Here is a 21439-nt window from a genome sequence, read left to right as displayed (position 1 = left end):
CTTCAAGGACCTCCGAAATGAACTCCCTATCCCCCCGCGCAGCCGTTGGCCTGTTTCTCATCGTCGTGCTGGCTTGGGGCATAAACTGGTCGGTGACGAAGCAACTCGTCCAATTCCTTCCACCACTGTGGGCTTCAGCGATCCGGAGTTGGATCGCGCTGGCTGGATTGTTCGTGATTCTCGGGCTCAGCAACAATCTGATGATTCCGGAGCGTCGCGACATCCCGGTGGTCCTGAGCGTTGCACTGCTGCACATGACCGTGTTCTCGGTCCTGGTTGCGGCCGGTGTGCGCTTCCTACCCGCGAGCAAGGCCGTTGTGCTCGGCTACACCACGCCACTCTGGGTCGCGATCGCCGCGCCGCTGCTCGGGAAGGACACTTTGACGGCGCCGAAGCTCGCCGGCGCGCTGCTGGGCCTGATCGGCCTGATCGTCATCCTGAACCCGGCCTCGATCGACTGGACCAACACCAATGTCGTGCTCGGCGCCGGCATGGTGATCCTGGCCGCGATCTCATGGGCCGCGAACATTATCTATATCCGCGCCCATCGCTGGATTGCCTCGCCGCTCCAGCTTCTGATCTGGCAAGTGCTCGTGGCAACCATCGTGCTATCGGTGAGCGCGACCATCGCGGATGGCCTGCCGCATGTGGAGTGGTCGTGGAGACTCGTTTTGCTGTTCCTGTATTCCGGGCTGATCGGGACGGTGCTCGCCTATTGGGCGATGTCGATGGTGAATAAGAGCATCTCGGCCCTGACGACCTCGCTCGGCACCACCGCAACGCCGCTCGTCGGCATCGCCAGCGCCGCGATCCTGCTGGGCGAGCCGATCGACATGAGTCTGGTGATAGCGGCCGCGCTGATCATCACCGGCATCGGTCTCGCAACGCTCGGCGATCGCCTGGTGCGTGGTCAGGCTACCGCGAAGGGCTGAACGCGCAGTATCCCGCGCAAGCCCGCCGTCGTGCCGAGCAGGATGCCGGCGACGGCGACGAATGAGCCGAGCGCGAGCGTCGACACGCCGGTGAGCCCTTGGCCGATCGAACAGCCGAACGCCATCACGCCGCCGATGCCCATCAGTGCGGCGCCAGCCGCCGATCGCAGCATATGGCGTGGCGAGGAATAGCCTTCGAGATGGAAACGGCCCGTCGCAAGCGCGGTGACCAGACTGCCGGCGAAGACACCGGCAACCGTCGCGATGCCGAAATTCAGCGTCAGGCCCGTCGAGAGCATGGCATATTGCAGGCTGTCCGCGATCGGCGCGACGAAGGTAAGCGAGGTCACGGGGACGGGGTTGAAATCATCCGCGCCGAGATAGCCGGTGACGAACCAGCCGCCGGCGACGAGGAGACCGACGACGACACCGGCTGCAATCTGGCCGGGCGAACGCCGGAACGCTGGGTGCGCGAAAGCAAACAGGATCAGCGTGACGACAACGACAGCAGCAGCCATTGCGCGCGCAAGCGCTTCAGCCGGACCGAACATGGCCAACAATGACGGCAGCGAATTCACGTTGACCGTGGTTTGCGAGGCCCGGACAAGGGCGATGCGCGCCGGCGCGATCAGGCCCTTGAGCGTCATCTGCGCGGCGATGGCGAGCACGACCACCACGACGAAGGAGCGGAGATTGCCACGACCAAGCAGCACCAGCGCGCGCGAACCGCAGCCGTTGGACAGTACCATGCCGTATCCGAACAGAAGTCCGCCGAGAAACAGCACCGGCATCGAGAAGGACTGTTGCAGGTAAATCGACTTGCCGAGATTGACCATGCCGTTGCCGGCGAGGAACTGGCTCGCTGTGGTCGCAACCGCGATCGCCAGCGCATAGGTTCGGACCAACCGCCCATCCCCCTCCGACAACCAGCCGCGCATGCTGCTCATCAGGCAGAAGCCGCTGAGCAGGCCGACAGCGCCGTAGACCAGGCCGATGACGAGGCCGGCGAGGATGATGAGTTGGGGAGACGAATCCATGATCAAGGTTTCAGGATCACGCGATCCCGCGAGGAGCCTGCAACGGCGACATAGGCCTCCTTCGCGCGTTCGAGCGGATAGACGGCGTTCGCCTTGATCGGAAACGGTTTCAGGTGCCCGCTCGCGAAGCCCGGGCCGAGGTCACGCAGCACAGCGCCCGTCGCGATCGACGACAGGCCGAGCGTGTCGATGCCGACATAGGTGTGTTGCCCGCGGTAGAATTCGAGAATGTTGAACTGCACGATGCGGTCGATGGCGGCGATCAGGATCTGGCGGCCGCGAAGCGCGAGCGACTTGTGCGCCGCCTGGAAATAGGGATCGCCGACCGTGTTGAAGACGATGTCGGCGCCTTTGCCATCGGTCAACTCGCGCACGCGTGTGTCGACGTCGGTCGCGGAAGCGTCGATCACCTCGATGGAGGCGTTGGTGTGGCCCTCATAAGGTTCCGCCTTGCGCACCACGCCGATGATCCGCGCGCCCTGCCAGGTCGCGATCTGCACCGCCGCTTGACCAACCTTGCCGTTGGCGCCGAACACCAGCACCGTTTCCCCGGGCTTTGGAATGCCGGCGCGGCGAAAACCCTCCATGGCGGTGACAAAGGGCACGCCGATGCCGGCGGCCTCCTCCCAAGACACGGTCTTCGGCTTCTCCACCACCGCGTCGGATTCAACGACGAGATGGCTGGCGTGAGTGCCGTCGCGGCGGATGCCGAGATCGCCGGAGGAGCCGAACACCTCGCGGCCCATCGTACCGGCCGGCCCGTCGATCACCACGCCGGCGTAATCGCGCCCCGGCGTGCGCGGGAAGATGGCATAGGCCATTAGCCCAGTCGCGGCCTTGACGTCGGACGGATTGACGGCGGCGGCCTTGACCTCGATCAGGAGATCGTTCGGACCGCGCGCGAGCGTATGAGGCTCGACGCGAGGTGCAATCCCAGCGGCGTTCTCGGCCTTGGCATTGAGGCGGACGCAGCGCGCCTCGACGGCTTTGGGATCGGCTGACGACATGGAAAAGATCCGCGATTTCTCGCGGGCCTTGTCGCCTTTGGGGGCGGTCAAGTCAATCCGTCAAGTCAATCCCATCAACTCAATCCTTCGGCCGCTTGTCGTAGAGCCGCTTCGCCTTGCCGAGCGAGCGTTCCAGCGTCGCAGGCGCAACCACCCGCACGTTGGAACTGATCCCGATCGTGTTCTTGATATGGGTTGATATCCGATCGGCATGGTCGAGGAGACCCCGGCCATCCCAGCTCTCCGGCCGCGCCTCGGCAATGATGGTCAACTCGTCCATGCGTCCTTCCCGAGTCAATTCCAGAATGAAATGCCCGCCGCACCAGTCGGTGGCGAGCAGAACCTCCTCGATCTGGGTCGGGAACAGGTTGACGCCGCGCAGGATGATCATGTCGTCCGAGCGCCCCGTGACCTTCTCCATCCGCCGCATGCCGGGCCGCGCCGTGCCCGGCAGAAGCCGCGTCAGGTCGCGGGTGCGATAGCGGATCACCGGAAAGGCTTCCTTGGTGAGCGATGTAAACACCAGTTCGCCCTTCTCCCCGTCGGGCAGCACCGCACCGGTGTCGGGATCGATCACTTCGGGATAGAAATGATCCTCCCAGATATGCAGGCCGTCCTTGGTCTCGATGCATTCCTGCGCGACGCCGGGGCCGATCACCTCGGAGAGACCGTAGATGTCGGTCGCGTCCATGTCGAAGGCATCTTCGATCTCGCCGCGCATCGCATTGGTCCACGGCTCCGCGCCGAAGATGCCGACCTTGAGCGAGCATTGGCGCGGATCGAGCTTCTGACGCTTGAACTCGTCAAGGATCGCCAGCATATAGCTCGGCGTCACCGTAATGATGTCGGGCCGAAAATCGTTGATGAGCTGCACCTGCCGCTCGGTCATGCCCCCGGAGATCGGCACCACAGTGCAGCCGAGTTTTTCGGCGCCGTAGTGCACGCCAAGCCCGCCCGTGAAAAGACCGTAGCCATAAGCATTGTGGATGATCATGCCGGTGCGGCCGCCCGCGGCGCGGATCGAGCGTGCCATCACGTCCGACCAGGTGTCGATGTCGCGTTGCGTATAGCCCACCACGATCGGCTTGCCCGTCGTGCCGGAGGACGCATGCACGCGCACCAGTTTCTCACGGGGCACGGCAAACATGTTGAAGGGATAGTTGTCGCGCAGGTCCGTTTTTACGGTGAACGGAAATTTCGCAAGATCCGAGAGTTCGCGAAAGTCGGACGGGCGCACGCCGGCCGCGTCGAAAGCCTTGCGATAGTGCGCCACGTTGTCGTAGGCGTGCTTCAGCGACCAGGCCAGCCGCTGCACCTGCAGCGCCATGATCTCGTCGCGCGATGCACGCTCGTGCGCATCCAGCTCGGCCTTATAGGTGTTGCCACCTTCCTTGAGCCTCGTCAGAGCCATCCTCGTTTCCCCGTATCATTGCTTTTCTTTATTGATCCTGCGCCGGCAGCCAATTTCCGCGAATCGCCCGCGAATGCCCGCGAAATTCGGCGATGACTGTATCGCCGGCGGTGACGCGCACGTCATAGATGCCGGAGCGGCCGCCGCGCGTAACCTCGCGGGCCTTTGCGACGAGGCGATCGCCGAGCTTGCCCGGCTTGATGAAGGTGATCTGTCCCTGCGCCGCCACGACGCGGTCGTTGTGCGAGTTGCACGCGAAAGCGAAGGCGGAATCGGCCAGCGTGAAGATGAAGCCGCCATGGACGATGCGCTGACCGTTGACCATATCCGGCCGCACATTCATCGCCAGCGTCGCGAACCCCGGGCCGATCTCGACGATCTCCATGCCGAGTCCTTTGGAGGCATCGTCCTCCGCCCACATCGCATCGGCGCAGGCGCGGGCAATATCCTCGGGCGACAAGGCGGCTTTGACGTTCACGCGCTTCTCCCGTCCGATTGTTTGGACACGATGTTCTGCTGCCTGGCTAAAACTGTCAAACGTGGTCGTAGTCGACCACGACCCGCTCCGACGATGGCTTGGCCTGACAGGTCAGGACAAAGCCGGCCTTCAGCTCCCAGGGTTCCAGCGAGTAGTTGATGTCCATCGGCGCCTCGCCCTCCACCAGTTTGGCACGGCAGGTCGAGCACATGCCGCCCTTACAGGCGAAGGGCAGATCGACACCGGCGCGTAGCGCGGCATCGAGGATCGCCTCGTCCTCTGCCACCGGCACGTCGCGGCGCTTGCCGTCGATGATCAGCGACGCGATCGCTTTCGGCGGCGCGTCCGGCGCAACGATCTTCTTCGGCCGCGGCTTGCCACCGAACTCCGAGACAAACCGCTCGACATGGATACGCTCCTCCGCGATGCCGAGATCGCGACAGGTCGCCTCGATGTCCTCGCTCATGCCGGACGGACCGCAGATGAAGACGTGATCGACGCTTTCCGCCGGTACCAGCGAGCGCAGCAGCACCCTCACCTTGTCGCCGTCGAGCCGGCCGTGCAGGATCGGAATGTCCTGTTCCTCGCCCGAGATGACGTGGAAGATCGAGAGGCGGTCGATGAAGCGATCCTTGAGCTCTTCGAGCGCCTCGAGGAACATGATGTTGTCGGTCGTGCGATTGCCGTAGAACAGGAAGAAGCGGCTGTCGGCTTCGCGCGCGAGGACGCCCTTGACGATCGACAGGATCGGCGTGATGCCGGACCCAGCGGCAAAGCCGACATGGATGCGGCCGCCGCCGGCCGGCGGGATCACGCCGAAGCGTCCCGTGGGCGTCATCACGTCCAGCGCGTCGCCACACTTCAAATCGTCCGCTGCCCAGCTCGAAAACGCGCCTCCATCAACCTTCTTGACGGCGATCCGTATCTCGCCGTCGTCGGGGCCGGAGCAGATCGAATAGGAGCGGCGCACTTCCTCGCCATCCAGCATGGTGCGGAGTGTGAGGTATTGACCGGGCGTGAAAGCGTAGTCGGTCGCAAGCTCCGTCGGGATGGCGAATGTCAGCGATATGGCGTCCGACGCCTCGCGGCGGAGGTCGTTGACGGCCAGGCGATGAAAGCGTGGTGCGACTGCTGACATGGTCAATGACACTTGAAATAATCGAAGGGTTCGCGGCACGCCCTGCAGCGCCAGAGTGCCTTGCAGGAGGTGGAGCCGAATTCGGACAGCAGCTCGGTATTCGCCGAGCCGCATTGCGGGCACACAACGGCTTGCTCGCCGAACAGCGCGCGGCGTGAATTCGAGGCCTGCGGCGGTGCGATGCCGTAGGCATGAAGCTTCCGGCGGCCCTCTTCGCTCATCCAGTCGGTGGTCCAGGCCGGCGACAGCACGGTGCGGACCTTTGGACTGCGGAAACCGGCGCGCTCCAGCGCGACCTCGATTTCCAGCGCGATCATGTTCATGGCCGGACAGCCCGAATAGGTCGGGGTGATCGCGACCTCGACCTGATCGCCGTCGAGGACGACATCACGAAGCACGCCGAGATCGGCGATGGTCAAAACCGGGATTTCGGGATCGACCACGCTCGCCGCGGCATCCCAGGCCCGTCGGCGCAGGTCGCTATGGGGCTCCAGCACCGTCACCATGTCTGCCCCGGGAAGGTACGCTGTATCGATTGCAGCTCTGAGAGGAGATGGCCGAGATGCTCGCTGTGCCGGCCCACGCGACCGCCCTGCTGCATCCAGTCGTTCTGCGGCAGCTTGAGCGTTGCTTCGCCGATCACATCCGAAAGTGTCGTCAGCCAGCGACCCCGCAAGGTCCCTGGGTCTACGGCGATACCGGCATGGATCAAGGCGCGCTCGCCGTCGTCGACGGCAAACATCTCGCCGGTGAACGCCCAGAGATGGTCGATCGCAGCTTGCGCGCGGGCATGGCTCTCGTCGGTGCCGTCGCCGAGCCGGATCATCCACTCCGAGGAATGCCGCAAGTGATAGGCACTCTCCTTCTCCGACTTCGCGGCAATCGCAGCGAGCGTCGTATCGCGCGAGGTCATCATGGCGCGCCAGTAGAGATCGGCGAAGGCGGAATAGAAGAACTGCCGCACCATCGTCTGGGCAAAGTCGCCGTTCGGCTGCTCGAGGAGCAGCAGATTGCGATACTGCCTGACATCGCGAAGGTAGGCGAGCTTGTCTTCGTCGTTGTCCTTGCCTTCGGCTTTGGCTGCGTAGGTGTAGAGCTCGCGGGCCTGGCCGATGAGGTCGAGCGCGATGTTGGAGAGCGCCATGTCCTCTTCCATCATCGGCGCATGCCCGCACCATTCCGACAGGCGGTGGCCGAGGATCAGCGCGTCGTCGGCGCGGCGTAATGCGTAGAGCACCAGCGGTGTTTCGGAGACCTCGATGTTCGCCATCACATGTGTCCTACTTCCTCAGGCACCTCGTAAAACGTCGGGTGGCGGTAGATCTTTGATTCCGCCGGCTCGAACATCATGCCCTTCTCGGCGGGATCGCTTGCGGTGATCGCCGTCGACGGCACCACCCAGATCGAAAGGCCCTCACCGCGACGCGTGTAGATATCGCGGGCGGCTTGCAAGGCCATCGTGGCGTCGCTCGCATGCAGCGAGCCGACATGCTTGTGCGCGAGCCCGTTGCGGCTGCGAATGAAGACTTCCCACAGCGGCGTGTTCGGCGTGGCCATCGCAATCTCCCTACTCTGCCGCTTGTGCAGTTCGACGCTGCGTGCGCTTTGCGGCATAGTTAGCTGCCGCCTCGCGCACCCAGGCGCCCTCATCGTGCGCCTTGCGGCGTGCCGCGATGCGATCCCGGTTGCATGGGCCGTTGCCGGCGAGCACCTGCTTGAACTCGGTCCAGTCGATCTCGCTGTAGCGCCAGTGCCCATCGGCGTCCTGAATCATGCCGGGATCGGGAATGGTCAGGCCGAGATATTGCGCCTGCGGCACGGTGGCGTCGACGAACTTCTGCCGCAGCTCGTCATTGGAGAAGCGCTTGATCTTCCACTTCGTCGAGGTGTCGCTGTGCTGGCTGGTGGCATCGGGCGGGCCAAACATCATCAGCACCGGCCACCACCACCTATTCAAGGCATCCTGCGCCATCGCCTTCTGCTCGTCCGAGCCACGGCACAGCGTCAGCATGATCTCGTAGCCCTGGCGCTGGTGGAACGACTCCTCCTTGCAGACGCGGATCATCGCGCGGGCATAGGGACCGTAGGAGCAGCGGCACAGCGGGATCTGGTTCATGATCGCGGCGCCGTCGACCAGCCAGCCGATGGTGCCGATGTCGGCCCAGGTCAGCGTCGGATAATTGAAGATCGAGGAATATTTTGCCTTGCCCGCGAGCATGGCGTCGACCAGCTCTTCGCGCGAAGTGCCGAGCGTCTCGGCCGCGGCATAGAGGTAAAGCCCGTGGCCGCACTCGTCCTGCACCTTGGCGAGCAGCGCGGCCTTGCGGCGCAAGGACGGCGCGCGCGTGATCCAGTTGCCTTCGGGCAGCATGCCGACGATTTCGGAATGAGCGTGCTGGGAGATCTGGCGGGTCAGCGTCTTGCGATAAGCCGCCGGCATCCAGTCGTTCGGCTCGATGCGCTCCTCGGCATCGATGCGCGTCTGGAACTGCGCAGCGTTGGCCGCATCCTCGAGACCGCGATCATCGGTCTCGGCCGTGTTCAGCGCCTGGGTATACATGCGCATCCTCCCATTTTATTGAGAGGCAATATATAACAAGAATCAGATCACGCAAGATATTTCTGTAACATAACAATCAAGTCTCGAATCTCCTCTCCAGGAGTTTCCGCGCCAGCGGCAATGGCCCCTTTTCATTGGTCCCATGACCATCAAGCCATTGTTCCGATGGGACAAGCAGCGCGCGATAGATGTCGCCGCACAACGCACGGGCGGCCTTGCCTGGCCAGTTCGCCGGAAGCAGGCTTTCGGGCAGCAGCGGATCGCGCAGCACGACTCGGCGATAATGGTGGATCAGGAGGATGCGCGCCGTGAAGGCGTCGGCCTCGGACAAGTCGCTGCCGCGCGCGATCGCGGCGCGCAGCGGCTCGAACGTCTTCATGAACTTGAGATAGGCGTCCGCGGTGCGATCCAGCGGCCAGCTCGCACTGAGCAGCCGGCGACCACTGTCATCCTCGGCCGAGACCTCCAGACGGATGGCGCCCGCGGCCTCGCCGGGCACTGGCACGCCTGACGGGGCGACCCACACGCCCGGCAGCGGGCTGCCGAAGCCGGCATTGCGGAGCGCCTCGCGCGAGGCATCGCGATCCTCCCCATTGCCGATCAGAAGCAGCTCGAAGCGCCCGGTCCAGTCGGACGGCGGCGGATCGTAGATATGCCGCGTCGCGGCCGCGAAGATCTGGCGGCCCTTGTCGGCCAAGCGGTAAAAACTATTGCGGCCGACCTTTTCGCGCGTCAGCCAGCCATCGGCAGCAAGCCGCGACATCGCGGTACGCACCACGCCGCTGTCGATGTCCAGGGTCTCGAAGAATTCCAGCAGCGTGCCGAGCCATACCGAACCGCCACGCGGCACGATGGCATCACCGAATACCGTGATGACGATAGAGCCGGTGCGCGATGGCTCGCGCTTGAGCTGATCGATGATGCGGGACAACGGATGCGCCATGCGCGAGGCATAGCGCGTTTGGTGCGGGCACGACAATGGACGGGTGCGACGCTCTTCTCCCTTGCCCCGTTCTTACGGAGAGAGGCAAAGAATTACCGATGCGGATCGGGATAGACCACGCTGCGCCAGCCGCTGCGGTCGAAGGGCCGCCAGCTGCCTTCCTTCTGCGCAAGGCGATCAGCCACCGCGAAGACGGCGGCGGGATGATGGCCCATGCCGCAATGGCTGCTCTCGATTTCGATGCTCTCGGTCTGTGCGCCCGTCTTCTCCACGCAGCCCTGCCAGGCGCAGACGCCGTCGGTGCGGCTGAAGATCGCCGTGGTCGGCACCGGCGGCGGAACGGCGAGATCGCCACCGAACTGCGGATCGACCTCGTTGGACTTCCGCCCGCTCGCCCATTCATAGACGCGCCAGGCATTGGTCGAATGCGGATCGCCGGCAAAGGGGCTGCCGAGCGTGATCACCTGGCGTACGCGGTCGGGCATCATCTTGGCGAGCTGGCGCGCATAGAGACCGCCGAGGCTCCAGCCGACCAGGCTGATCTTGCGGCCGTGCCTGTCGCTGAGCTCCTGAACCAGATCCACCATCGCGTGCTGCACGCCCTCGCGCAGGCCATAGTTGCGGCCCTGGCGCCAGCCGCTCACCGCATAGCCCTTGCCGGACAGAAAGGTGCGCAGTGCACGCGTGGACCCGTCGGAGGCCACGAGGCCCGGCAGAACCAGCACCGGATGCCCATCGCCGCGCGGCGCGAGGCTGAGCAGCGGCAGCGCGCCGAGGAAGGCGCCGAACTCGTGGATCGCTCGCCCTTCCAGGAACATCAGGGTGCGAGACGGCGGGCTCAGCGTCTGGGCAGTAGCGGTCATCCAAGGTCCCCTTGGGAAAATTGCTGAAAAGGCCACCGGTTGTTTGCCGGCAAATGGGTATGGGATTCCAACACGCCGGCTTCTTGATCGTTCCGCAACGCAACATGAATCAGCTAGGCAGCGGGTTCCCGACATTCAAGCGGGAGACACCCCGGGCCACAATAGGCCCGCGCGTTAATGCCAGCGTCCGTGACGCAAAAGTCACAACAATCGAAGCAGGAATTCTACGGAGTAAAGCGCAAGACCCGCCAGCCCGCCGATCAGCGAGCCGTTGAAGCGGATGTATTGCAGGTCGCGGCCAATGTTGATTTCGATCAGCGAAATCAGCTGCGCCATATCCCACGATTTGACCTGGTCGGAGATGAAGGTCGAGACGCCGCTCTTCTGGTCCGCGACGAAACTGCGCAGCACCGCGACCAGCCCTTTGTTGATCTCGCCGCGCAGCTCGGCATCGCCCGCAAGCGCTTCGCCCGCCGCGACACACATGCCCGCGAGATGATGCTGCAGCACCTGCGTCTCGCCGCTTGCACTACGTTCGATGAAGGACCGCGTATTGGCCCAGACGGTGCGGGCGAGATCGGCAAGCTCGGGACGCGCGAGCAGATCGCGCTTCAAGCCGTCGATGCGGTCGATATAGGCCTGGTCGGTGCCGAGCCGGTCGACGAAGCTCAGCACCATGCGATCGAACTCGCCGCGAAAAGGATGTTTGGGATCGCTGCGCACTTCATTGAAGAACGCGGTGGCGGAGGCCACGATCTTGTTCACCAGAAACTTGTCGGCGCGATAGAGCCTGAGCAAGGTCGGCAATTCCGCGCGCACCTTCTCGCGGATGATCGCCATCGTCTCGGTCTGGTTCAGCGTCTCGTGCATCACGCGCAGAAGATCGTCGAACAGGATCTGGTGCCGCCCTTCCGCGACGAAGCCGCGCAACGTGCCGGCCGCGAGCGGCGCCAGATCGACGGCCTGGAGCTGCGAGGACATGCGGCGGATGATGAAGGTCATCAGACCGGAGCTCTCGGTCGCGGAGACAGCCTCCGGCAGCAGGCGCAGCGCAAAGCGCGCGAGGTCATCGCTGCGCTTGCGATCGCGCAGCCAGTCGGCGACGAAGGAGCCGAAATCGATCTCCTTCAGCTTGGCCTCGACGGGAGCGGCCTCGAGGAAATGCACCTGGATGAACTCGCCGAGCTTGTCGGCGATACGGGCCTGGTTGCTCTGGATGATCGCGGTGTGTGGGATCGGCAGGCCGAGTGGACGCTTGAACAGCGCGACCACCGCATACCAGTCGGCGAGCCCGCCGATGGTCGCGGCTTCGGCGAAGGCCGCGATGAATCCGAACACGGGATGTACGGGCAGCAGCCATTTCGCAACGACGAACAGGACAAGCGTCGAGCCCAGCACCAGCGTCGCCAGCGCTTTCACGCGGCGCAATTCGGCTGCGCGTTCGGCGTCGCCGGGAGTGTCGAAAGAGAAGGCGCCTGATGGAGTCATCACGGCATCACCCTATCCGTCATTGCGAACGAAGCGAAGCAATCCAGAGTCTTTCCACGGAGGCAGACTGGTTTGCTTCGCTTCGCTGGCAATGACGGCTACGGCGGAATAACAAAAGGCCCGCCGAAGCGGGCCTCAAAATCAGTTTTACTCGGGGCGCCGTATCAGGCGGTCTTGTTGTAGACCTTGGCAAAATTGTCCTGAACGGACTTCGCACCGTTAGCGGCGAGCTTGCCGAAATAGTCGGTGGTCGCCTTGGCGCGCGAGACGAACGCTTCGCCGCGGGCGCGGAGCAGGCCGGACTGGATCTCGACAGCTTCGCTGAACGACTTGGCGGACGCGAGCTTGTCGATGCCCGCGAAGAACGCCTCGGCGTCCTCGTAGATCGCCTGCTGGATGTTGCGGCTGATCTTGCCGGCTTCGGTGACGGACTCGGTCACCGCGTTTTCGACGGCGGCAGTCACGCGCTCGGAGCCAGCGAACACCTCGGCAGCACGGTCCTTGGCGGTGTTGGCGGACTTCTTGACGAACTCGCGGGCGGCCTCGGGAACTTCCAGGTTCTGGATGTTCTTGAACGCGTCCTTGAAGCCTTCGAAAGCGATGTTGGTTTCGGTGGTCATTGGGGTCTCTCCATCCTCATTGGTTGAGCTATGGGCTCACCCCGTCCGGTTTTGGCCCGGGGCACGGCTTATATGCCATAATTAATTGTGCGATGCAATATTCATATTGCAGTGCAATATCACGAAACCGTGAATAGCCATATGAGAGGCATCTGGCGCCTCCCTGACCATCCGGATTTTCGAACACCCGCCCAGCGGTTCTCAATGCTGGACGGCGCCAGGCAGCCCATAGGCCTCCATCTGGGCCTGGACCTGCGCGATGTTGTGCCCGAGCACGACGATATCGTGGGTCTTGCCGTCGACGTCGCGAACATGGTCGCGCAGCAGTGCCTCGGCCTTGAAGCCAAGGCTCTCGAACAGCGTGATCGCCGCCTGCTGATCGACCGTCATTTGGACCGAGAGCTTCTCGAGGCCGGCCCCGAGCGCGAGGGCGAAGGTCTCCTGCGAGAGCGTCCTTCCCACCCCCTTCCCGCGCACGTCGAGCGAAACCACCATCCGGATCTCGCCGACATGAGGCGACCAGGAGTGCGGATCGCGCACCAGCGTGCCGCAGCCGACGACCGTGCCGTCCCTGACCGCGAGCAGGCTCGTGATCGCGCCGCGCGCGATCTCCTTGACCCAGGCGGAGAGCACCTTCGGCTCACTGATGTTGCGCGGCAGGAACAACAGGTCGTGGGTCGGCAGGCCCTTGCCGAAGGCGAGCACCGCGGCTTCGTCCGCCGGGGACATCAGGCGGATCTCGATATCGCCCGCGTCCGTCTTCACATGGCGCGGATAGGAACGCTGCTCACTCATGTCGATCTCTTCCCCAGCCAGGAATCCAGTTTCGGCCACAGCCGCTTCACCGCATTGGCGCCGGCGACCAGCGAGACGTGACCGCCCTTCAGCATCACCTCCTCCTTGTCCTCCGATCCGATCTTGGCGATCAGGTGCTTTGCCGCCTCATACGGCACGATGTGGTCATGCTCGGCGACCGCATGCAGGAACGGCACCTTGATGTCCTCGAGCTTCGCCGCACGGCTGCCGACCGACATGGTGTCGTTGAACAGCTTGTTGTCCCACATCAGGTCCTTGGTGATGGTGCGGAAATATTCGCCGGCCAGCGGCAGCGTGTCGGTCGCCCAGCGGTCGAACATCCGGTAGGATTTGACGAACTCGTCGTTCCAGATGTTTTCCCAGAGCTGGATCTGGCTGACGGTGCGGGAGGCCGGGCGCAGCATCTCGAACGACGACAGGATCATCTCGGGCGGCACGTTGCCGACGCTGTCGACGAGGCGATCGACGTCGAAATAGCGACGGTCGGAGAAGTTCGAGAACAGCTTCATCTCGCGAAAGTCGATCGGCGTGGTGAAGCAGATCAAATTCTTCATCGGCCCATCCTTGTGGATCGAGCCGTAGAGCAGCGACAGCACGCCGCCGAAGCAATAGCCGATGACGGAGACGTCCTGTTCGCCGGAATCCTGCTGCACGCGGCGGATGCAGTCCGGGATGAAGTCGAGGACATAATCCTCCATGCGGAGGCTCTTCTCCTCCGGCCGTGGCGCGCTCCAGTCGAGCATGTAGACGTCGTAGCCGCGCTTCAACAGGAACTCGATGAAACTCTGGCCGGGCACGAGGTCGAGAATGTAACCGCGATTGGTGGTCGCCATCACGATCAAAATCGGAATTCGATAGATCTCGTCGGACATCGGTCGATAGTGGTAGAGGCTCATCGTGCCGCGTGAATGCAGCACGTCCTTCGGCGTCGACCCGAGCGTGGGGCCGGACGTCGAGAAATATTCGACGCCCTTGATGCTTCTCTGGATGGCGCGTTGCACCTCGGACTGGATGCGCTCCGGGATCCCTGCGAAGTCTAATCCGGCGGGTGCATTCATGTCTTCTCTCCGCCTTCAGACGGCGGGCGCTTGGTGCGCGGCGGGCGCAATGCAGTATCGGAGCCCTGAGAAATTCCGGAACTTGCCGCCATCTGGCTCAGCATCGACTTGATCTCACCGATCTGTCCTTCGATGGACTGTAGCCGTTCCGCAAGGCCGGTGACCTGGTCCCGGCTCGGCAGATTCATGGAGACCAGATATTTCTCCATGAGGTCGCCGAGCTGCTTCTGAGCACCTGCAGCAACGCCGCCGGCCCGGTTCACGGCTTGCGAAAACTCGGGCGACGACATGGCCTGATTGGCGAAGGAGTTGAACCCCTTCTCCATCTCGCCAACCATCTTCTGCCACATGGCAATGGGGTCGTTGCTTTTGTCGGTCATCGGCGTCCTCCTGAAAGCGAGAGCTTCGATGCCCTTCCTTTTTCGCCATACCACACCGTTGCGCGGTGCCGGTCAACCGGCAAGCAGCGGGTCCGGTGTCGCGGACGCGGCTTCATTGCGAGGGGAAACCGTGCGATACAGCATTAATCAAAAGCCGAGGGAACGCACCCGTGAACGCCTATCATCCGCCGCAAACCGTCCACGCCAACGGCATCGACATCTGTTACGAGACTTTCGGCAACGACAATGCCGAGCCGCTGCTTCTGATCATGGGGTTAGGCGCCCAGATGATCCACTGGGACGATGCGTTCTGTGAGCAGCTCGCCGCGCACGGCTTTCGCGTCATCCGGTTCGACAATCGCGACATCGGCAAGTCGAGCCATCTCACAGGCGGCAAGCGTCTGACGCCGCTCGAGCTGTTGAAGCTCCGGTTTCTCAGGATTCCCGTGGCCGCAACCTACAAGCTGATCGACATGGCAAAAGACACTGTCGGGCTGATGGATGCGCTCGGCGTCAAGTCGGCGCACCTGGTCGGGGCGTCCATGGGCGGCATGATTGCGCAGGAAGTGACGTTGTCGTTTCCCGAGCGGGTGCGCTCGCTCACCTCGATCATGTCGACGACCGGCAATCCGCGCCTGCCGCCCCCGACACGCGAGGCCGCCGCGATGCTGATGGCGCCGCCGCCGCGCAGCAAGGAGGAGTTCATCGTCCGCTACGGCCAGACCTGGAACGTGTTGCGGGCCGGGTCCTTCCCGGAGGAAGAGGCGCTCGATCCCGGTCGTGCCGAGCGCGTGTTCGCGCGCGGGCTCAATCCGGCCGGTGTCGGCCGGCAGCTCCGCGCGGTGCTCGCCTCGGGTAGCCGCAAGGAGCGGCTGCATGGCGTCAAGACGCCGACACTCGTCATCCACGGCACCGTCGATCCGCTGGTCCGCCCCGAGGGCGGCAGGGACACGGCAGAGTCAATTCCGGGGGCCAAGCTGCTGATGATCGACGGCATGGGCCACGCGCTGCCGATGCGGTTCTGGCCGGACATCATCGACGCCATCGCCAAGCACGCCCATGGCGCGGAGGTGCAGGCGGCGTAGATTGACCGACGCAGACAGTCTCCTCACGGTGACCATGTGAGCTGCCGGTTACTCTCTTAACGCGTGCCGGTGCGAAAGCTATACAGGCCTCCTTCAATCGCTGAGAACCTCAATCGCCAACAAAGAGGCCGCGGCCTCTCGGAGTTCACATGCATCTCATCGTCCGGTCGGCCGCAATCGTCGCTGCTTCAGTCCTCACGCTGTCCCTCGCCAGCGGCGCCGCGATGGCGGGTGGCGCGCAAGAAGAAGCCAATCGCAAAACTGTCCTTGCGTTCTACGAGAAGGGGCTCAACCAAAAGGACGCCGATGCAGCCCTCGCCTATGTCGGCGACCGCTACGTCCAGCACAATCCAAACGCGGCCGATGGTCCGGACGGATTCCGAAAGTTCATCGGCTTCCTCCGGGATAAATTCCCGAACTCGCACAGCGAGATCAAGCGCAGCTTCGTGGATGGCGACTACGTCATCCTGCACGTTCACGCGGTACGCGAGCCCGGCAGCAGGGGCAATGCGATCGTCGACATCTTCAAGCTGGAGAACGGCAAGGTTGTCGAACACTGGGACGTCGTGCAACCGATCCCGGAAAATCCGGCGAACAACAACACGATGTTCTGACGGATCGAACCGGTTGCTGGGCAAGCGGCCTAGCTCTTCCTGGCCAGCCAGATCACGTGACGTGCGCCACCGCCTCTTCCGGTGGCGCGGATATTGACTTCGTTGACGTCGAATCCGGCGCTCCCGAGCCGCTTGGTGAAGGCCGGGTTGGGCCCCGAGGACCAGACCGCGAGCACGCCGCCCGTCCGCAGCGCCGTCTTCGCCGCCTTCAACCCGCTCGCATTGTAGAGCGCATCATTGCCCTTCCGGGTCAGCCCTTCCGGCCCGTTATCGACGTCGAGGAGGATGGCATCGAATGCCGACCGCTGCGCCCGGATGATTTCGCCAACGTCGGTTTCCCGGATGCTCACCCTGGAGTCATCGAGACTGTCGCCGAACACCTGCGCCATCGGACCCCGCGCCCAGGCGACCACCGCCGGCACGAGCTCGGAGACAACGATCTTCGCCTTGCTTCCGAGCACGGTCAGCGCCGCACGCAGCGTAAAACCCATGCCCAGGCCCCCGATGAGGACGACAGGTTTTGCGACCGTCTCGATCTGCTTCGCCGCGAGCGTGGCGAGCGCGGCCTCCGAGCCCGACAGGCGGTTGTTCATCAGCTCGTTGGTGCCGAGCTTGATGGAGAACTCCTTGCCTCGCCGCATCAGGCGAAGCTCTTCATCGGAGCCGGGGATTTTGGCGGTGTCGATCTTTTCCCAGGGAATCATGCGAGAGCTTTAGCACGTCCGGCTGCCGGGTTATCCACCCGCCCATACGTCCAGCACATACCGGTTCTTCGCACCCATCTCCTCGATCCAGCGGGCAGCCGTGGCGGCATCGCTGCCGCTCTTCTCGCGATGGATCGCGACCAGCCCCGCCTTCACGTCGGGCTCCATCTTGCTGCCGTCGCCACAGACATAGACGATCGCGCCCTGCTCGATCAGCGGCCAGACCTTGTCCTTCTGGGCGGCGAGGACGTGCTGCACATAGGTCTTCGGTCCCTCCGCGCGCGAGAACGCCGTGAACAGCTCGGTGATGCCGCTCGCCGCCAGCGCCTTCAGCTCGTCCGCGTAGAAAAAATCCTGATCGGGATGCCGGCAGCCGAAAAACAGCATGGCCGGGCCGAGGGCCGCGCCCTTGGCCTTGCGCGCGGCGCGCTCCTGGAGGAAGCCGCGGAACGGCGCCAGTCCCGTGCCCGGGCCGATCATGACGATCGGCACGGATGGATCGTCCGGGAGCCGGAAGCCGGCCTTGGTCTCACGCACGGTTGCATGGATAACGTCGCCCGCGCGTCGATTGGCGAGATAGTTCGAGCAGATACCCTTGTAGGTGCCGCGGCCGGAGGCGGCCGGTCCTTCAACCACGCCGACCGTGACGCTGCAACGAACCGGGTCGACCGACGGCGAAGACGAGATCGAGTAATAGCGCGGCGCCAGCAGCGAGAGCATTTCCAGATAGACGTGGAACGGCAATTCACAGGCCGGATATTCGAGCAGCAGATCGAACACCGATTTTCGCCTGGCCAGAATCTCGCTGCGATAACGCTCGAGTGTTTCAGCCTCCTCGCCAACGAAGGCCAGCAGTTTTGGTTTCGTGACCGGACAACGCGTATGCTCGGTCATGATCTGAATCTGCTTCCGTGTCGCCACTTGCTGGAGCTCGACGAACTCGCTGAGCAGGCGGCCCACTGACACGGCATCGCCGACCGGCAATTGCGCGCGGCGGCCTTCGGCGACCTGAAGCCTGATCTGGTCGGCCGGCAGGAAGCCGAAGCGACGGGCAACCGAATCCACCAGCGTCGGATCGTTGCGCGGGACCACACTCAGATGATCGCCGACGCGGTACGTGATGTTGGACGGCAGCTGCACCTCGATGTGGCGCGTCGAGCGCTCCGACGGATTGGAACCGGCCTTGTTCTGAAGCTCGTCATTGACCAGCACCTTCATGGCCACCGCGCCGCCCTGGGCGACGATGGTGTTGACGGCGGTCACCGCGACCGGCTCGATCGCGTAGAGCGGATCATCCTCCGCGGTACGGGTGAAATTCCAGTCGATGCCGAATTCCTTGGTCGCGACCTGGGCGGCCGCCGGGAACCATTTCTGAAACTGGCCGTCGAGATCGCTGCGCGCATCGCCTTCGCCACGCGGATAGACCGCGCGCGCACCATGCGCCGATAATTGTTCATCGATGAAGCGCGGTACCGATTGATAGGTCGCGGCCCAGTCGCTGTTGCCGCAGCCGAACACGGCGTAGCGCACATCGGCAAACGCATCCTTCGGCAGCTCGTCGCCGAGCCATTTGACGAATTGTGTCGCATTGTCCGGCGGCGCGCCGTTGTAGGAGGCGCAGATGATCAGGACGCCGCCCTCCCGCGGCAGCTTGCCGACGTAATCGTCGAGCGGCCCCAAATGCACGGCAAAGCCGTTGATCTCGGCAAGGTCGGCCATCCGCGTCGCCAGCTCTTCGGCGGTGCCGAGATTGGAGCCGTAAAGTACGAGCATCGGCGTGTTGTGGCCGGGACGCGCGGTGGGCTGGCGCGGTGCCTTCGGCGCCGACGACACCGCTACAGGTCCACCATAGGCGCCGCGCTCGCGATCGGCGCGCGGACGGACCTTGATCTTGAAGCCTTCTGGCTTCATCGTGAGCGTTTCCTTCAGATGCATCTGGTAGCGCTGGTGGTCGACCAGCTTGAAGCGCTGGAGGATCATGCCGAGCGCGAGCGCGGCCTCGTGCATGGCGAAGCCGCGGCCGATGCAGGCGCGCTGGCCGTTGCCGAACGGCTTCCAGGCATTGATCGGCCGTTTGGCTTCCGCCTCCCGGCTGAAATTCTCCGGATCGAACGCATCCGGGTTGGGACCCCAGACAGAGGGATCGCGATGCAGCGCGGTCACCAGGATGGTGGTGAACGTGCCCTTCCTGAGCTTGTACTTACCGCCGCCGACAGCCTCGTCGTTCAGTGGGGAGATGCCATAGGCCGGCGCCGGCGGCCATAGCCGCAGCGCCTCCTTGAGGATCTGCGTGATGTAAGTGAGCTGCGTGACCTGTTGATAGGTCGGACGCACGTCGACATTGGGACCGAGGACGCGGTCGACCTCGTCATAGGCTTTTTTTAGAATGTCGGGGTGCTTGAGCAACGCATAGAGCGCGCAGGACAACAGGCCGCTGGTGGTCTCGTGGCCTGCGATCAGGAACGTGTTGATCTGGTAGCGGATGTTGACGTCGTCGAGCTGCTCGCCGGTCGAGCGATCGACGCCCGTCATCATCGCCGCAAGCATATCCTTCTTGTCGTCGGTCGCCTCGCCTCCCTTGCGGCGCTCCGCAATGATCTCGTCGACCATCCTGTTCATGAAGTCGACATCTTCAGCCATGGTCTTGCGCCGCTTCTGCATCCAGAGCTGCTCGAACGGCAGGCCGCGCGTCATCATGATGGTTTCGAGCGAGCGCACCAGCGACTCGACGAAGGGGTGGTAATCGCGCCGGTAGAACGAATTGAAGCGGTAGTCGAAGCCGCACAGGCCGATCGTATCCAGCGTCAGCGCCGTCATGTCGTGGACGACGTCGATCTCGTCGTCGGCGTTGAGCCGTTCCCATTTGCCCACGAGCTGCTCCGCGATGTCGACCATGCTCGGGTGATAGGACTGCATGGCGCGGTTGCCGAAAGGCTGGAGCAGGATGTTGTGCGCCTTGCTCCAGTTCGGCTCCCTGGTGTCGGCCGTGAACAAGCCGTCGCCGCCGACCGCGCGCACCCGCCGCAGGGCACCGCGCACCGTCTTGTCGAAACGCTTCTCGTCGGAGAGCTCGTCGACGAGATCGTGGCCGGAGACGACCACGATCGGCGAGCCCATCATGTCGAGCCAGAAGATCGGCCCCAGCTCCTTGGCAAGCCGGGTCAGATGCTGCACCGGTGCGGCCGAATCCAGCGACAGCATGTTGCCGACCACCGGCTTGGTCGGCGGCTGCGGGATCGGGTCCAGACGGTTCTTCGATGACATTAAAAGTGCTTCCCCTGCCTCGGTATTCAACGCCGTCGTTGCGAGCTAGCCAAACCGCCTTCTACGCCATTCGATCAGCTTGGCGCTGACTTCCTCCGGCTTCTCCTGCTGCGTCCAATGGCCGCTGTCGCGGACCAGATATTTTTCCAGATCGGGGATCAGCTTGTCCATGCCATCGGCGGAAGACGGCGGCAACACCGCGTCGTTCTCGGCCATGATCATCAGCGACGGCACGCGCACCGTATGATCGAGCCCTTCGGCGCGCATCCAGTTGCGGGACATATTGCGGTACCAGTTGATGCCGCCGGTGAAGCCCGTCCTGGTGAAATTGTCCACGAACACCTTTTTCTCTTCCGGCGACAGGATCGGCGTGCGAGGATCGTGCTTCGCATCGTAGCCCGCGATCATCTGCGGAAATGCCAGGTTCAGTCGCGGGGAGGCACCGACACCCGCGACGACTTCCTCCGCCGGAGCATCTGCCGGGCGCGCTACGGGCTTGCGCATGAAGGCATCGAAGGTCTGCTCGACGCGACTGCCAAAGATCTTGTCGGGCTCACGCGCGGGATCCTGGAACTGCACGATATACATCTTTTCGCCGAAGCGCGCGCGCAGGAGCTCGATCGGATCGGCCCAGGCGCGGTTGGTATGAGGCGTATTGATGCCGACCACGCCGGCGACCCGGTCGATGTGCCGGAGTGGCATCTGCCAGACGATAAAACCGCCCCAGTCATGGCCGACGAAGATCGCCTTGTCGATCTGAAGATGGTCGAGCAGGCCGATCAGATCGCCGGTCAGGTGCTCGATGTCGTAGTCCTCGACCGGCTCTGGCCGGTCGGTCGCGCCGTAGCCGCGCTGGTCCGGCGCGATCACGCGGATGCCGGCCTCGCTCAGCGCCTTGATCTGGTGGCGCCAGGAAAATGCGAGTTCGGGCCAGCCATGGCACAGCACCATCGGCGGCTTGTCTGTAACCGGGCCCGCCTCGTAATAGCCCATGCGGATTCCGTTCGTCTGTACGAACTTGAGCGGTGGCATTTCAATCAT

22 protein-coding genes are annotated in these 21439 nt (G+C 63.6%); 3 read left to right on the top strand and 19 right to left on the bottom strand.

Annotated features, from left to right (window positions below; genetic code table 11):
- Nucleotides 1–17 precede the first annotated feature (17 nt).
- Nucleotides 18–932 (top strand): DMT family transporter, encoded by a 915-nt coding sequence (locus tag AC0L23_RS05025; RefSeq protein ID WP_085362302.1) that lies wholly within the window; start codon nucleotides 18–20, stop codon nucleotides 930–932.
- Here the strand turns inward: AC0L23_RS05025 and AC0L23_RS05020 are convergent.
- The 16 genes from AC0L23_RS05020 to AC0L23_RS04945 form a co-directional block, all read right to left on the bottom strand.
- Nucleotides 911–1969, bottom strand: a complete 1059-nt coding sequence (locus AC0L23_RS05020) for a YeeE/YedE family protein (protein WP_085385874.1) — start codon at nucleotides 1967–1969, stop codon at nucleotides 911–913. The genes AC0L23_RS05025 and AC0L23_RS05020 overlap by 22 nt on opposite strands.
- A gap of 2 nt (nucleotides 1970–1971) precedes the next feature.
- Nucleotides 1972–2976 (bottom strand): quinone oxidoreductase family protein, encoded by a 1005-nt coding sequence (locus AC0L23_RS05015; RefSeq protein ID WP_085362449.1) that lies wholly within the window; start codon nucleotides 2974–2976, stop codon nucleotides 1972–1974.
- 79 nt (nucleotides 2977–3055) lie between these two features.
- A complete protein-coding gene (gene paaK / locus AC0L23_RS05010) occupies nucleotides 3056–4387 on the bottom strand; it encodes a phenylacetate--CoA ligase PaaK (protein WP_085352164.1) in 1332 nt (443 codons plus the stop codon).
- Nucleotides 4388–4415: 28 nt separating this feature from the next.
- Complete coding sequence (paaI, locus tag AC0L23_RS05005) at nucleotides 4416–4865, bottom strand: hydroxyphenylacetyl-CoA thioesterase PaaI (protein WP_085352163.1); 450 nt, start codon at nucleotides 4863–4865, stop codon at nucleotides 4416–4418.
- A 55-nt stretch (nucleotides 4866–4920) separates the two neighbouring features.
- The gene (gene paaE / locus AC0L23_RS05000; protein ID WP_085352162.1) at nucleotides 4921–6003 is read right to left on the bottom strand and encodes a 1,2-phenylacetyl-CoA epoxidase subunit PaaE; all 1083 of its coding nucleotides are present in this window, start codon (nucleotides 6001–6003) and stop codon (nucleotides 4921–4923) included.
- 2 nt (nucleotides 6004–6005) lie between these two features.
- Nucleotides 6006–6509: a 1,2-phenylacetyl-CoA epoxidase subunit PaaD gene (gene paaD, locus AC0L23_RS04995; protein ID WP_018457018.1), complete on the bottom strand. Its 504-nt coding sequence runs from the start codon at nucleotides 6507–6509 to the stop codon at nucleotides 6006–6008.
- Nucleotides 6503–7273, bottom strand: coding sequence for a 1,2-phenylacetyl-CoA epoxidase subunit PaaC (gene paaC, locus AC0L23_RS04990; RefSeq protein ID WP_018457019.1), 771 nt, complete (start codon nucleotides 7271–7273; stop codon nucleotides 6503–6505). Before paaC ends, paaD begins: the two co-directional genes overlap by 7 nt.
- Nucleotides 7273–7560, bottom strand: coding sequence for a 1,2-phenylacetyl-CoA epoxidase subunit PaaB (gene paaB / locus AC0L23_RS04985; RefSeq protein WP_008136594.1), 288 nt, complete (start codon nucleotides 7558–7560; stop codon nucleotides 7273–7275). The genes paaC and paaB overlap by 1 nt, the downstream gene beginning before the upstream one ends.
- A 10-nt stretch (nucleotides 7561–7570) precedes the next feature.
- Nucleotides 7571–8563, bottom strand: coding sequence for a 1,2-phenylacetyl-CoA epoxidase subunit PaaA (gene paaA / locus AC0L23_RS04980; protein ID WP_473356775.1), 993 nt, complete (start codon nucleotides 8561–8563; stop codon nucleotides 7571–7573).
- 76 nt (nucleotides 8564–8639) lie between these two features.
- A complete protein-coding gene (gene paaX, locus AC0L23_RS04975; protein ID WP_085362299.1) occupies nucleotides 8640–9506 on the bottom strand; it encodes a phenylacetic acid degradation operon negative regulatory protein PaaX in 867 nt (288 codons plus the stop codon).
- Nucleotides 9507–9598: 92 nt separating this feature from the next.
- On the bottom strand, nucleotides 9599–10369 hold the full coding sequence (locus AC0L23_RS04970) for an esterase/lipase family protein (RefSeq protein WP_085362298.1): 771 nt from the start codon (nucleotides 10367–10369) through the stop codon (nucleotides 9599–9601).
- A gap of 201 nt (nucleotides 10370–10570) precedes the next feature.
- Entirely contained in the window at nucleotides 10571–11857 is a 1287-nt protein-coding gene (locus AC0L23_RS04965) for a DUF445 domain-containing protein (RefSeq protein WP_018457023.1), read from the bottom strand.
- Between the two features lie 164 nt (nucleotides 11858–12021).
- Nucleotides 12022–12477, bottom strand: coding sequence for a phasin (locus tag AC0L23_RS04960; protein WP_085395777.1), 456 nt, complete (start codon nucleotides 12475–12477; stop codon nucleotides 12022–12024).
- Nucleotides 12478–12678: 201 nt separating this feature from the next.
- Nucleotides 12679–13272 carry a GNAT family N-acetyltransferase gene (locus AC0L23_RS04955; RefSeq protein WP_018457025.1) on the bottom strand — a complete coding sequence of 198 codons (594 nt, stop codon included), beginning with the start codon at nucleotides 13270–13272 and terminating at the stop codon, nucleotides 12679–12681.
- Nucleotides 13269–14351, bottom strand: a complete 1083-nt coding sequence (locus AC0L23_RS04950) for a PHA/PHB synthase family protein (protein ID WP_085362295.1) — start codon at nucleotides 14349–14351, stop codon at nucleotides 13269–13271. Before AC0L23_RS04950 ends, AC0L23_RS04955 begins: the two co-directional genes overlap by 4 nt.
- Nucleotides 14348–14731: a hypothetical protein gene (locus tag AC0L23_RS04945; RefSeq protein WP_018457027.1), complete on the bottom strand. Its 384-nt coding sequence runs from the start codon at nucleotides 14729–14731 to the stop codon at nucleotides 14348–14350. The genes AC0L23_RS04950 and AC0L23_RS04945 overlap by 4 nt, the downstream gene beginning before the upstream one ends.
- 170 nt (nucleotides 14732–14901) lie before the next feature.
- Between AC0L23_RS04945 and AC0L23_RS04940 the strand changes: the two genes are divergently transcribed.
- Nucleotides 14902–15816, top strand: a complete 915-nt coding sequence (locus tag AC0L23_RS04940; protein WP_085352154.1) for an alpha/beta fold hydrolase — start codon at nucleotides 14902–14904, stop codon at nucleotides 15814–15816.
- 149 nt (nucleotides 15817–15965) lie between these two features.
- Nucleotides 15966–16430, top strand: a complete 465-nt coding sequence (locus tag AC0L23_RS04935; protein ID WP_018457029.1) for a nuclear transport factor 2 family protein — start codon at nucleotides 15966–15968, stop codon at nucleotides 16428–16430.
- A 29-nt stretch (nucleotides 16431–16459) separates the two neighbouring features.
- On the opposite strand, the gene AC0L23_RS04930 is transcribed toward AC0L23_RS04935, so the two are convergent.
- From AC0L23_RS04930 to AC0L23_RS04920, 3 genes are read right to left on the bottom strand one after another with little or no spacing between them, the layout of a single operon-like run.
- Entirely contained in the window at nucleotides 16460–17134 is a 675-nt protein-coding gene (locus AC0L23_RS04930) for a spermine/spermidine synthase domain-containing protein (RefSeq protein ID WP_085362294.1), read from the bottom strand.
- 30 nt (nucleotides 17135–17164) lie between these two features.
- Complete coding sequence (locus AC0L23_RS04925) at nucleotides 17165–20398, bottom strand: bifunctional cytochrome P450/NADPH--P450 reductase (protein ID WP_085362293.1); 3234 nt, start codon at nucleotides 20396–20398, stop codon at nucleotides 17165–17167.
- A gap of 45 nt (nucleotides 20399–20443) precedes the next feature.
- On the bottom strand, nucleotides 20444–21439 hold the full coding sequence (locus AC0L23_RS04920) for an alpha/beta fold hydrolase (RefSeq protein ID WP_085385882.1): 996 nt from the start codon (nucleotides 21437–21439) through the stop codon (nucleotides 20444–20446).

The organism is Bradyrhizobium sp. MI1.4 (assembly GCF_055811315.1).
Note: the sequence above shows the minus strand (reverse complement) of the source record. Positions and strands in the feature narration are given on the sequence as shown.